Here is a 12502-nt window from a genome sequence, read left to right on the forward strand (position 1 = left end):
GCGCGAGTAGCACGATGTCCTCTGACCTGTGGAGCTTTTCCCTTGCCACCTACGCCCGACCGGGTGTGGAACATGCCTGCCTGCAACTGCAAACGGCAGGGGCCAATGTGTGCCTGTTGCTCTGCGGTCTATGGCTGGAACAACGCGAGGTGGCCTGCGACGAACAGCGCGTAGAGCAGCTGAAAACGCTGGTGGGGCCTTGGGACAGTGAGGTGGTGCAGCCACTGCGTGCGTTGCGCACTCAATGGAAAACCCTGGCCGAGGAAGATCCGGTGCTCAAGGGCCTGCGTGAACAGATGAAAGCACTGGAGCTGGAAGCCGAACGGCATCTGCTGTGGCAACTGGAACAAGTCGCTCAGGACTGGCCGTTGCAGGATGCATCAGCCTCGAAAGAATGGCTTGAGTGTCTGGCGGGAACGGCCGCCAGCCCGAACCGCGACGCGCTGCAAGTGCTGCGCGTCGCGGCAACCGGCACTTAGGAAGCGCTGGTCGGGTTGCTGGTGACGCTCGACGCAGCGGCTGGCGTTGGCGCAGTCGTGGTGGTCGAGGTAGATGCCGGTGCAGCGGCCGGCGCTGGAGCGGCTGGCTTGGCGACAGGCGCGGTCGCCGGTTTGGCGGCAGCTGGTTTGGCAGCGACCGGTTTTTTCGCGGCAGGTTTGGCAGCCGGTTTCACGGCAGGCTTGGCGGCTGGCTTGGCGGCTACTGGTTTGGCAGCAGCGGTTGTCGGTTTGGCCGCAGCAGGTTTGGCAGCGACTTTAGCAGCAGGCTTCGCCACTGGTTTGGCAGCCGGTTTGGCCGCAACCGGTTTGGCCGCAGGCTTGGCTGGTTTTGCCGCAGCAGTCTTGGCCGCAGGTTTGGCAGCCGGTTTTACCGCCACTTTCGCAGCAGGTTTAGCCGCGGCGGTTTTTGCCGGAGCAGCCTTGCGCGCAGCAGGTTTTGCGGCGGGCTTGGCGGCCGGTTTTGCAGCAGCCGGTTTGGCGGCGGCAGTACGCGCGGCAGGTTTTGCAGTGCTCGCCGCAGCAGGTTTTTTCACCGCGGTTTTTGCAGCAGGTTTGGCCGCGGCTTTAGCCGGAGCCTTGGCTGCTGGCCTGGCCGCTGGTTTGGCAGCGGCGGTTTTCGCCGGGGCTTTCGTCGCAGCCGGTTTGGCTGCCGCTTTCTTCGCAGGCGCTGCTGCAGGTTTGGCTGCGCGGGAGGTCAGCGCCTTGCCGGCGGCCTCTTGCACGCGACCGACACCCTGGGCCAGTTTCAGGCTTTCCTGAGCATCGCGCTTGAGTTGCAGAATGTAGCTGCGGGTGTCGGACTGACGGTCCTTCAGCGCATCGAGCAGGTCTTCAAGTTCTTTGACGGCAGCCTTGGCCTTGTTCTGTGCCTTGGCTTTACCGGCAGTGGCTGCGTCCTGCAATTTGGTGCGGGACTTGTGCAGTTTTTCTTGTGCCTTGCCGCGTTGCTTTTCCAGTTTGGCGAGCAGTTTTTCAGCATCAGCCAAGGCTTGGGAGCAAGCGTTTTCCAAATGCTCGAGCAAGCTGCCCGAGAGTTGTTGGAGTAAGTGCAACGGAGTGTTTACAGGCTTCTTGGTGGCCGACATGGTTTACCTCCTGGCTGACGTGAGTGCGGCTCATACTAGACCTCTGCTGCTACCGCCGCTAGGTCATCTTGACAGTAACGAAACCGTTGCGTTGCAACGAAGTGAAAATGTTCTGCACGAAGACAAAAGCAGTTCACCGTTGCAGACGTTCGCGCTGGCATAATCGCCCGCATCTCAGGACGGAGAGTGCCCATGTCGCGCTACCTTTTTTTATCCCTCTGCATGATTTTTTCCGCCGCCCACGCCGACGAAAAAACCACCGCGAACGACGCTCATGATCTGGCCTACAGCCTGGGTGCCAGCCTCGGTGAACGGCTGCGCCAGGAGGTGCCGCAATTGCAGATCCAGGCACTGGTCGAAGGTTTGCAGCAGGCCTACCAAGGCAAGCCACTGGCACTGAGCGAAGCGCGGATCGAGCAGATCCTGGCCGATCATGAATCGCAAAACGCCGAACATTCAACCCTGCCTTCGAGCGACGCGGCGATGGAAAACGAGCAGCGTTTTCTTACCACCGAAAAAGCCAGGCCGGGCGTGAAGGAACTGGCCGACGGCATCCTGCTGACCGAGCTGACTCCGGGCAACGGTGCCAAGGCCGGCCCGGATGGAAAAGTCCAGGTGCTGTATGTCGGTCGTTTGCCGGATGGCACGGTGTTCGATCAGAACACTCAGCCGCAATGGTTCAGCCTCGACAGCGTGATTGCCGGCTGGCGTACCGCGTTGCAGAACATGCCGGTGGGGGCCAAGTGGCGACTGGTGATTCCATCGGATCAGGCCTACGGCGCCGACGGTGCGGGCGACCTGATTGCGCCGTTTACGCCGCTGGTGTTTGAAGTCGAGTTGCGCGGCGCAACGAGCTGATCGGTCCCGATTCGCGGGCATAAAAAAACGCGGTGCGCTTCCGGCGCATCGCGTTTTTTGTGCCTGCGAAAAACCAATCAGGCTTGAGCGGTGTCTTCTTCCTTGTGTGCCGTGTGCAGCACTTCAATCAGGCAGTCTTCCAGTTCGAAGCGCTCGTGCAGCAGGCCGCCCAGTTCCTTGAACTTCTCGACGACGCATTTGCCCTCGTCGCACAGATCGTTGAACGCCAGCAGTTTCTCGGTGATGACGTCGATGCGCGGGTAAAGCGTTTCGGCCAGTTCCAGACCGCGCGTGTCACCGAACGCCTTGGCTTCGCCCGTCAGCTGTTCGTAGATTTCGAAGTGCCCGGCGGAGACGTAATCGACCAGCACACCGCAGAATTCCTGCAAGGGCTTGCGGCTCTCGGACAGCGCCTCAGGTTGCGCACCGAGCTTGTCGTAGGCGCCGATCAGTTCTTCACGCTCTTGCAACCAGCGGTCGATCAGCAGATGAACTCCACCCCAGCGTTCCTGAGCATTCTGACAACTTTCGAGCATGGCGATCTCTCTTCCCTTGTGGGTCATGCTGCTCTACACCCGCGCCCCTCTTTTGGCTTTTATGCTTGGAGGCCGACCGGGCAGAGCGTCATCGAGCAACATAAATCCAATGACACGTGCGGGCCAGATTATGCCCGCACGCCTATGGCTTCAAGGTACGCAGGAGATAAAGTTCATACAAGTGTTTAATCCCTGACCAGCGTGCGGTGCGACGCTTCGCCGCTGAGCGGTCGCTGCAGAGCGCTCCAGACCAGCCGCAGCAATTGGTACACCGCAAGGATCGACATCGCGACAAAGAACAGCAGACTCCACTCCGGGATACTCAGATCGAACAGCGTCCAGGAGATTTCCGCGCAATCGGCGCTGCCTTTAAACATGCGCACCGTCGCACACAGCCACGGCAGATTGCTGAACAGCGCTTCGGAATCGGGGGCACAGTTAGCCATTTGCAACAGCGGATCGCTCTGCAACAACACCTGCCGCCAGGCTGCGGTGGTCCCGCCCAGGCTGACGCAAAGCGCGATCATCCAGTAGAGCGACAGACCGACACGCCGCGGGCCATGGATCGCCGCCAACCCGCAACAAGCCGTCAGCAACGCCATGAAGAACCGTTGCGCCAGGCACAGGCTGCAGGGCGTCAGCCCGACTGCGTATTCGAGGTAATAGGAAGCTCCCAGGGCCAGGGCCCCTGCAGTGAAAGCCGTGAAAAACAAGGAGCGTGAACAGGCCAACGACATGGCTTTTCCGTAACAGTAGAGACAGGCAGTTACGGTAGAGGAAAGCTTGTCAGCCTTTCAAGGCAGGTCCCTGCCGACAGTTCAACAGGAGTGTAGGGAAAACCCGACAGATGCGAGAGGAATAGGTGTAGTCCGTTGTAGGACTTCGCCCAGGACGCCAAGTAAAGGTAATTATTCGCTCGCTGGGGGTTAACGAGGGAGCGTCCTCCCTCGTGATTTCAAGCGTGAACCGGCACCGGCAATGGCGCAGCCAGAAGGCGCTCATCCAGCAGTCCAAGACCTTCCTGGAACAACTGATTGCTGCGCTCGGTGTCGCCCAGTTGCGCAAGCAGACGTGCCAGCTCTGCGCAGGCTTCCGGATTGCGCTGCACCCGCAGACTGCTCTCCAGATAATCCCGCGCCTTGCCCCACAGGCTGGCTTGCAGGCATAGACGACCCAAAGTCAGCAACAGGCTCGGGTCACCCGGATGCTCCTTGAGCCAGCCTTCGGCGGTCTGCAACTGACGCGCCGGATCGCTGCCGCGCACCAGACCATACAGACGCGCCAGGTGGCTGTCGTACTTGCGCTTGAGGGCGCTGCGCAGCACTTCCTCGGCTTCGACCTGAGCGCCCAGCTGACGCAGTTGCTCGGCATACGCCAGCACCAGCGCCGGCTCCTGGCGTTGCGCGGCGCTCAACTGCTCCCAGGCACGACTGAGCGATTGCAAACCGACTTTGCCGTCCTCGTCGCGGTGTGCCGCCAGCGACAGGTTGTTGCCCCAGGCACGACGCTCGAGTTCAGCCAGCTCAGCGGCTGGCAGAGCCTTGTCCTTGCGCAGCTCCGGCAACAGGCGGATGACCGCCGACCAGTCACCGCGCTGCTGATGCAAACGCTGCAACTGACGCAAGGTCTGCACGTTGTGCGGGTGCCGCTCGTGCATCGCCTGCAGCGTCACCAGTGCGCCATCGGTGTCACCGCGATCGGTCTGCAGTTGCGCGTGACTCAAGGCAATCGCCAGTTCGGCCTGCGGCTGGCGCTCCAGCGCACGTTCGAGCAAGTGATCGCACTCCTCGTACTTGCCCTGTTCGTTGGCTGCGCGTGCAGCCCCGAGGTAATACAGCAGCGGTTGGCGCTCGGCTTCGGCGGCGCGATACAGATGCCGTTGCGCGCTGGCCCAGCGACCTTCGGCCAGATCCAGCTGACCGTGTTCGATCGCCACCTGCACCCGACGGCTGCGGTTACGTCGCGACCAGGGATTGACCACGCCACTGGAGGTCATGACCAGTTCGACCAGCGCCTTGACGCCCCAGATCAGCAGCCACAACACCGCAACCAGCGCCAGCGTGGCCCACAGGCTCGACTCGTAGCGGAAGCTCTTGTAGGCAATCAACACGTACCCGGAATGCTCGGCTATCGCCAGGCCCAATGCCGCCGTCGCGGCAATCACCAGAAACACGATCACATACAGGCGTTTCATGGCTTGGTCTCCTGCGCGGTGTTGGCGGCAGGTTTGGCGAACGGTTTGACCGACTCTTCAGCGTTGACGTTACGTCGCTCCAGATACGCCTGCACCGCACTCAGCGTGCCGGTCAGATCCGGCGTCTTGACGGTGACCGGTTGCTGGCTCAACTCGGCGACCTGCTCGAGCATGATTCTGCTCTGCGGATTGTCCGGGTTGAAATTGCCCTTGAGCACGTCCCGCGCTTCGGTCAGTGCCTGGGTGTAGACCGGCGCCTGACCATTGAGCGCAGCCCACTGGGCCTGCTCCAGCGCCAGGCTCAGGGCCAGCCGCACCTGGCTCAGACTTTGCCCGGCCAGCAGTGGCTTCACATGCTTGTCGGCGTTGAAATCGATACGGATGTAGCGCGACACCTGATCCCACCACTGCGCCCAGCGGCTGGCGCCATCGCCGTCAGCGGTCAGACCCAGCAGCGATTCGCCGCGATCCTTGTACTCCGGCGCCAGTTCGGTGAGTTCGATGACCTGATCGCGCAGCGCGCCAATGCGCAGGAACAGCCCGGTGCGATCCGGCTGCTCAGTGCTGCGCAGGGCGACCAGGGTTTTCGCCACTTGCTCGCGGGCGGCGAACGATCCCGGATCATTCTGTTCACGGAGGATTTCGTCAGCCCCCTGTACCAGCGCCTGGGCGCTGCTGATGTCTTGCAAGGCCGACAGACGCAGACTGGCCAGACGCAGCAGATGTTCGGCCTCGGCCAGGCGCCAGTCCTTGCGGCTGGCGCCGAGGACGGTTTCCAGGCGTTGGTTGAGGCGCTGCTGATCACCCTGCAGTTGCGTCACCAGACGCTGGCGATCGGCAAGCTCGTCGGCACCCGGCAACTGCGCGAGGCGCTCGGTCAGGCGCTGTTCGTTGAGTTTGAGACTCTGCGCCTGATCATTCAACGCCTGCACCTGGCCCGACTGTTGTGCGGTGTTGGTCTGCAGGTGACGTACCTGCCAGACACCCCAGCCACCAATCGCCACGCCGGCAGCGCCGAGCAACAGGGCGACAATGGCCAGTCCGTTGCCTCGGCGCGGCTCTTTGGCCGGCGGTGGAGTTTCAACCTGGGCATCAATCACAGGTTGGACGTCATCTTTAGGCAAGGCTGTTTCGCTCACGTATCCATCCTTTGCATTAGAGAACGGGCACGGGATGCTCCCGTAACGCCGTCAGCAAAGCCGCGGCACTCGCGCCGCGGCAATCCACAACTGTTTTGGCCCCGGCGGCACGTGCCAGCTCGGCGACCCTTGGGCTTGGAACAAACAACGGCAACTGCGCAATTGCAGGCCAGGCATCGCCGGCCATTTGGCGCAGGTGCTCGAAACCCTGTCCACTGCTGACCACCAGCCCGTTCAAGCGTTCCGCTGCAATCCGCTGCGCCAGCTCGTGCGGCGGGTAGGCCGGCAGGTCACGCCGATACAACTCCAGATACTCGACACTAGCACCAAGCTCGCGCAGACGCTCGGCGAGCAGCTCGCGGCCACCCTCCCCGCGCAGGATCCAGACCTGTGCGCCGGGTCGGGCGCCGGCTTCGCGCAAACGCGGCAATTGCAGCAAGGCTTCACTGTCATCGCCGGTGGCCGGGAAGTGCACGTCCAGCCCGTGATCGCGAAGAATCTGCGCAGTCGCCGCGCCGACGCTGAACCACGGCATCGACAACGATTGCAGGCCAAAGGCAGCGAGCAGGTCGACAGCAATTCGCGCCGCCGGTTTGCTGACCACGATCACGGCGCTGCAGTGCGACAGCTGCCTCATCGCCTGACGTATTTTGTCAGAGACCGGCAGCGGTGCGATGTCCAGAAGCGGCAGGCAACTGCTGAAAAAACCTTCTCCAGCCAACACCTCGGCCAGCGCCGCACAGTCGTCCGCAGGGCGCGTCAGCAGCAGGCGCCAGCCGGTCACTCGTGACCTGCCTCGCCATAGACCGCTTTGAGAATGTCATCGGCACCCTGGCTGAGCAGGTCTTCAGCGACCTTCACACCCAGCGCTTCGGCCTCGGCGCGTGGTGCGCGAGCTTCGGCGCTGAGCAGCTTGCCACCGCTCGGCTCGCCGACCAGGCCACGCAGCCACAACTGCTCGCCTTCGAGCACGGCGTAGCAGGCGATCGGCACCTGGCAGCCGCCATTCAGATGTTTATTGAGGGCACGTTCAGCACTGACCCGCGCCGCGGTATCGGCGTGATGCAGCGGTGCGAGCAAGGCATGGATCTGCGTGTCGGCGCTGCGGCATTCGATGCCGACGGCGCCCTGGCCACCGGCCGGCAGGCTGTCGTCGACGCTGATGGCGGAGGTGATGCGGTCTTCGAAACCGAGACGGATCAGACCGGCCGCCGCAAGAATGATCGCGTCGTACTCGCCGGCATCGAGTTTGGCCAGACGGGTATTGACGTTGCCGCGCAGGAAACGGATTTCCAGATCCGGGCGACGAGTCAGCAGCTGCGCCTGACGACGCAGGCTGGAGGTGCCGACGATGGCACCGGCGGGCAACGCATCAAGGCTGGCGTAGGTGTTGGAAACGAAAGCATCGCGCGGGTCTTCACGCTCGCAAATGCAGAACAGGCCCAGACCTTCGGGGAAGTCCATCGGCACGTCTTTCATCGAGTGCACGGCGATGTCGGCTTCGTTTTCCAGCAGCGCGGTTTCCAGCTCCTTGACGAACAGACCCTTGCCGCCGATTTTCGACAGCGGCGAGTCGAGCAGTTTGTCGCCGCGACTGACCATGGGCACCAGCGTCACCAGCAGCCCGGGGTGGGCCGCTTCCAGACGGGCTTTGACGTATTCGGCCTGCCAGAGGGCCAGCGCACTTTTACGGGTGGCGATGCGGATTTCGCGAGAGGACATGGATCAATCCGTACTGAATAGATACGGCGGATAATAACAGCTCAGCCAAATCCACTTTGACTTGAATCAGAAACGGCGTGGCCTCCCTGGCCGGCAATGCCTGGTAAAAAGACGCCAGAACCGCCCGGAATGACCGGGTTACAAGCCCTGCATCATTTTGCGCACACCCGCCACATGCCGGCGGCTGACGATCAAGGCATCGCCGTTCAGGCCTTTGAGGAACAGCTGGAAGTGACCCAGTGGTGTGCGTTGCAGACGCTCGATGCGGTCACGGGCGACCAGCGCGTTGCGGTGGATGCGCACGAAGCGCTCGCCGAATTCGTCTTCAAGAGCCTTGAGCGGCTCGTCCAGCAGCACTTCGCCGTTCTCATGGCGCAAGGTCACGTACTTGTGATCGGCAATGAAGTAGACCACCTGATCCAGCGGGATCAGCTCGATGCCTTTGCGGGTACGGGCGCTGATATGACTGCGCGGGCCGTTGCCGCTTTCGGCAGCAGGACGGGTCAGGGCCGAGAGTTGGGCCCGGTTGGGACGTTCAGCCCGTTTCAGGGCGTCATGCAGATGTTCGGTTCGCACGGGTTTCACCACATAGCCCACGGCGCTGGCCTGCAGGGCTTCCACGGCAAATTCATCGGGGCCGGTGCAAAACACCACGGCCGGTGGCGTTTCGCGTTCGCACAGACGGGCAGCCACCTGCAGGCCATCGAGGCCTGGCATGCGGACATCGAGCAGCACGATATCCGGCTTGTGGCTGTCGATCAGCGCCAACGCCTCTTCGCCATTCGTGGCGCTGGGCTCCAGGACTGTGTAACCCTCGAGCTCGCTTACCATTCGGCTTAGGCGCTCGCGAGCCAGTGGTTCGTCATCAACGATCAGGACATTCATATTGCGCTGGATTCCTGCGTGAGTCTCGCACAAGGATAGCGTAGACAGGTGAAGTGACGTCCGTCACCGCGATCCACGCTAAGACTAGCCCGAGCGCCAAAAAGTGCCGTACGTCGGCCAGCAATATTTGCCAGTGTCCGGGTCGTACTGCTCAAAGCCCGCTGTTTCCTGCGTTTTTCACGGGGTTTGCCAAAGGACAAATCCACCCACCCCCTCTTCTTATAGTCAGCGTCCGGACCTTTGTGCGATCCGCAGTCGCGCCGACCCTTATGTCCAACTGTAGACGCTTGCCGGGCCGATATTGCTCAATCGAAAAATATCCTTGCGCAAATCCCCCGCAGACAGCGCCGACTATGAACGAGCAGATGAGAAAAAAACGTATCGACCGGTGTCAGCGACAGGATTGGCAACCCTGTTATTATCCGCTCCAGCGTTTCACGCCTTCTTTCTCCAAGCCGATACGAGCGAATTCATGAGCACTGACAAGACCAATCAGTCCTGGGGCGGCCGCTTCAGTGAACCCGTCGACGCCTTCGTCGCCCGCTTCACCGCCTCCGTCACTTTCGACCAGCGCCTGTATCGCCACGACATCATGGGCTCGATCGCCCACGCCACCATGCTGGCCAAGGTCGGCGTGCTGACGGATGCCGAGCGCGACAGCATCACCGATGGCCTGAAGACCATCCAGAGCGAAATCGAGGCCGGCCAGTTCGACTGGCGCGTCGACCTCGAAGACGTGCACATGAACATCGAAGCGCGCCTGACCGACCGCATTGGCATTACCGGCAAGAAACTGCACACCGGGCGCAGCCGCAACGACCAGGTTGCCACCGACATCCGCCTGTGGCTGCGTGACGAGATCGACCTGATCCTGGCCGAGATCACCCGCCTGCAAAAAGGCTTGCTGGAGCAGGCCGAGCGCGAAGCCGCGAGCATCATGCCGGGCTTCACGCACTTGCAGACTGCGCAGCCAGTGACCTTCGGGCATCACATGCTGGCCTGGTTCGAAATGCTCAGCCGCGACTACGAGCGCCTGGTCGACTGCCGCAAGCGCACCAACCGCATGCCATTGGGCAGCGCCGCGCTGGCCGGCACCACCTACCCGATCGATCGCGAACACACCGCGCAACTGCTGGGCTTCGACGCCGTGGGTGGTAACTCGCTGGACAACGTTTCCGATCGCGACTTCGCCATCGAGTTCTGCTCCGCCGCGAGCATCGCGATGATGCACCTGTCGCGCTTCTCCGAAGAGCTGGTGTTGTGGACCAGCGCGCAGTTCCAGTTCATCGATCTGCCGGACCGCTTCTGCACCGGCAGCTCGATCATGCCGCAAAAGAAAAACCCCGACGTGCCAGAGCTGGTGCGCGGCAAGACCGGCCGTGTATTCGGTGCATTGATGGGCCTGCTGACCCTGATGAAGGGCCAGCCGTTGGCCTACAACAAGGACAACCAGGAAGACAAGGAACCGCTGTTCGACGCCGCCGACACCCTGCGCGATTCGCTGCGCGCCTTTGCTGACATGATCCCGGCGATCAAGCCGAAGCACGCGATCATGCGTGAAGCGGCACTGCGTGGTTTCTCCACTGCCACTGACCTGGCGGACTACCTGGTACGCCGTGGCCTGCCGTTCCGTGACTGCCACGAAATCGTTGGCCATGCGGTGAAGTACGGCGTCGACACTGGCAAGGATCTGGCCGAGATGAGCCTGGAAGAACTGCGCAAGTTCAGCGATCAGATCGAGCAGGACGTGTTCGCCGTGCTGACCCTGGAAGGTTCGGTGAACGCACGTGACCACATCGGCGGGACTGCGCCAGCGCAGGTCAAGGCTGCCGTGGTACGCGGTCAGGCGCTGCTGGCCAGCCGCTAAAAGCTAAAAGCTTCGCGAGCAAGCTCACTCCCACATTGGAATGCATACCTCTGCAGGAGTGAGCCTGCTCGCGATGGCCGCTTTTAACCTGCTCAAAAACTCACTTCTTGGCCGCGATCATCGCCAAAAACGCCGGCATTGCCGCTTCTTTGTCTGCCGCAATCTTCTGCACATGTGGATTCTGTTCAAGCCGTTCCAGCAGCGCCTTGGCCTTTGGCATTTCAGCCAGCAGATCCAGATCGAACAGCTTCTTGCCGACCGCACACGCCAGCGGCACGCTGTAAAGGAAGTACAGATCCGCGATACTCAAGCTGTCGCCCGCCACGTACGGGGCGAACTTGCCGTGCCGGCCCAGCGCCGCGAAACCCAGCAGCAGCTCGGCTTTGGTTTTCTCCTTGATCGCCTCCGGCACCGGCAAGCCAAAGAACGCCTCGCCATAACAGGCACGGCCCGGCAACTCGATATAGAGCTCGATTTCCTTGGCAATCGCCAGCACCTGCGCCCGCGCAAACGGATCGCCGGGCAACAGCGGTGTGCCTTTCTGGGTCTGCTCGAGGTATTCGAGAATGATCGCGGTTTCATTGACGAACCCGGCCTCGACACCCAGCACCGGTACTTTGCCACGCGGGCTGATGGCCAATGACTCCGGGGTCTGCGTCGGGTAGAACGTGACCTCTTCGAACGCCAGGCCTTTTTCCAGCAACGCCAGTTTGACCATGTTGTAGTAGTTGCTGACAGCGAATCCATAAAGCTTGAACATCACATAGCCTCCAGGCCGTGCGGGGTGGGCAGGCACTGTTTATAGATCGCCGGACTCGATCCTGCCAGCAGCATCACGCCGCTGAATGCGGGTAAACTGGCGCCTTTCCTTGAGGAGCCTGCCATGAGCGAGCCGACAGACATCGACAACGACGAAGAAGAGTTCACCGAGGCTACGCTGATCGAAGCCATCGAGAACCAGATCGAAAGCGACAACCCGCCAGCGGCCAAGGCGACCTTCAACAAGCTGACCCTGGTGGGCGTCGAGCGCGAAGAGATCCTCAATCTGATGGCGCACGTGCTGGCCTACGAGATTGACGCCATGCTCGATGAAGACCGCGCCTTCGATACCGAATGGTATGAAACCGCGTTGCGTAAGTTGCCTGAGTTGCCACCCGAAAAACAGTAAACCCCGATCCTGTAGGAGTGAGCCTGCTCGCGATTGCGTTCTTTCAGCAAAAAATTAGCTGACTGACACGGCGCAATCGCGAGCAGGCTCACTCCTACAATGTTTGTTACGTATCCGCCGCACCATCTCCCGGCCCCTGACTACACTGGAATCCGCCTCAAGACAAAATCCCTGATCTGAGCACTGGACACGCCGCAAAAGCGGGTTCACCTTAGGGGCGCTGTCGTCCAATTCCTAGAAAGTCTGGAGTCCTTATGTCGCTTACCCCTGAGCTGGTTGCCGAACTGGAAGTCCTCGCACTCTTCAACCTGGACAGTTCCCAGGAAGGTTTGAAAATTCATCAGACCGCTGCCCCGAAGCACATCGCCGCTGCCCAACGTCTCTTTGAAAAAGAACTCACCGACCAGCCCGATGGCGGGTATCTGACCAGCCTGGGTCGCGATGCCGCGCAAAATGTGCAAACCGTGCTGACCATTCTGAGAGAGCAGCAAACCGCCTGATTCCCCCCGCTTTTGCCCACGGGAACTCCTGCCACGGGATTTCCGCGG

General features: G+C 61.5%; 14 protein-coding genes and 1 pseudogene. 5 read left to right on the forward strand and 10 right to left on the reverse strand.

What is annotated here, in order from left to right; genetic code table 11:
- Window positions 1–14: 14 nt before the first annotated feature.
- The gene (locus NN484_RS05655) at window positions 15–479 is read left to right on the forward strand and encodes a TIGR02444 family protein (protein WP_274658706.1); all 465 of its coding nucleotides are present in this window, start codon (window positions 15–17) and stop codon (window positions 477–479) included.
- Here the strand turns inward: NN484_RS05655 and NN484_RS05660 are convergent.
- Entirely contained in the window at window positions 476–1585 is a 1110-nt protein-coding gene (locus tag NN484_RS05660; protein ID WP_274658707.1) for an AlgP family protein, read from the reverse strand. The two genes, NN484_RS05655 and NN484_RS05660, sit on opposite strands and share 4 nt — an antisense overlap.
- Window positions 1586–1777: 192 nt before the next feature.
- Between NN484_RS05660 and NN484_RS05665 the strand changes: the two genes are divergently transcribed.
- Window positions 1778–2443, forward strand: coding sequence for an FKBP-type peptidyl-prolyl cis-trans isomerase (locus tag NN484_RS05665; protein WP_215500578.1), 666 nt, complete (start codon window positions 1778–1780; stop codon window positions 2441–2443).
- A gap of 77 nt (window positions 2444–2520) precedes the next feature.
- On the opposite strand, the gene rsd is transcribed toward NN484_RS05665, so the two are convergent.
- The 8 genes and pseudogenes from rsd to NN484_RS27290 form a co-directional block, all read right to left on the reverse strand.
- Window positions 2521–2979, reverse strand: coding sequence for a sigma D regulator (rsd, locus tag NN484_RS05670; protein WP_274658708.1), 459 nt, complete (start codon window positions 2977–2979; stop codon window positions 2521–2523).
- 185 nt (window positions 2980–3164) lie between these two features.
- The gene (locus NN484_RS05675) at window positions 3165–3716 is read right to left on the reverse strand and encodes a disulfide bond formation protein B (RefSeq protein ID WP_274658709.1); all 552 of its coding nucleotides are present in this window, start codon (window positions 3714–3716) and stop codon (window positions 3165–3167) included.
- Window positions 3717–3934: 218 nt separating this feature from the next.
- Window positions 3935–5173, reverse strand: coding sequence for a heme biosynthesis protein HemY (locus NN484_RS05680; RefSeq protein ID WP_274658710.1), 1239 nt, complete (start codon window positions 5171–5173; stop codon window positions 3935–3937).
- A complete protein-coding gene (locus NN484_RS05685; protein WP_274658711.1) occupies window positions 5170–6312 on the reverse strand; it encodes a uroporphyrinogen-III C-methyltransferase in 1143 nt (380 codons plus the stop codon). The genes NN484_RS05680 and NN484_RS05685 overlap by 4 nt, the downstream gene beginning before the upstream one ends.
- Before the next feature lie 16 nt (window positions 6313–6328).
- On the reverse strand, window positions 6329–7096 hold the full coding sequence (locus tag NN484_RS05690; RefSeq protein ID WP_274658712.1) for a uroporphyrinogen-III synthase: 768 nt from the start codon (window positions 7094–7096) through the stop codon (window positions 6329–6331).
- Complete coding sequence (gene hemC / locus NN484_RS05695) at window positions 7093–8034, reverse strand: hydroxymethylbilane synthase (RefSeq protein ID WP_274658713.1); 942 nt, start codon at window positions 8032–8034, stop codon at window positions 7093–7095. Before hemC ends, NN484_RS05690 begins: the two co-directional genes overlap by 4 nt.
- A 138-nt stretch (window positions 8035–8172) precedes the next feature.
- Entirely contained in the window at window positions 8173–8919 is a 747-nt protein-coding gene (locus tag NN484_RS05700; RefSeq protein WP_215500573.1) for a LytR/AlgR family response regulator transcription factor, read from the reverse strand.
- A pseudogene (locus tag NN484_RS27290) lies at window positions 8916–9056 on the reverse strand (sensor histidine kinase); the annotation flags it as partial. The pseudogene NN484_RS27290 and the gene NN484_RS05700, both read right to left, overlap by 4 nt.
- Before the next feature lie 335 nt (window positions 9057–9391).
- Here NN484_RS27290 and argH point away from each other — a divergent pair.
- A complete protein-coding gene (argH, locus tag NN484_RS05705) occupies window positions 9392–10786 on the forward strand; it encodes an argininosuccinate lyase (RefSeq protein ID WP_274658714.1) in 1395 nt (464 codons plus the stop codon).
- 100 nt (window positions 10787–10886) lie between these two features.
- On the opposite strand, the gene NN484_RS05710 is transcribed toward argH, so the two are convergent.
- Window positions 10887–11546 (reverse strand): glutathione S-transferase family protein, encoded by a 660-nt coding sequence (locus NN484_RS05710; protein ID WP_215500571.1) that lies wholly within the window; start codon window positions 11544–11546, stop codon window positions 10887–10889.
- A 123-nt stretch (window positions 11547–11669) separates the two neighbouring features.
- Between NN484_RS05710 and NN484_RS05715 the strand changes: the two genes are divergently transcribed.
- Together NN484_RS05715 and NN484_RS05720 are read left to right on the forward strand one after the other, a co-directional pair.
- Window positions 11670–11954, forward strand: a complete 285-nt coding sequence (locus NN484_RS05715) for a hypothetical protein (RefSeq protein ID WP_215500570.1) — start codon at window positions 11670–11672, stop codon at window positions 11952–11954.
- 254 nt (window positions 11955–12208) lie between these two features.
- The gene (locus NN484_RS05720) at window positions 12209–12454 is read left to right on the forward strand and encodes a TIGR02647 family protein (protein ID WP_127648051.1); all 246 of its coding nucleotides are present in this window, start codon (window positions 12209–12211) and stop codon (window positions 12452–12454) included.
- The last annotated feature ends 48 nt before the right edge of the window (window positions 12455–12502 follow it).

Source organism: Pseudomonas serboccidentalis, assembly GCF_028830055.1.
GTDB classification, from domain to species: Bacteria; Pseudomonadota; Gammaproteobacteria; order Pseudomonadales; family Pseudomonadaceae; genus Aquipseudomonas; species Aquipseudomonas serboccidentalis.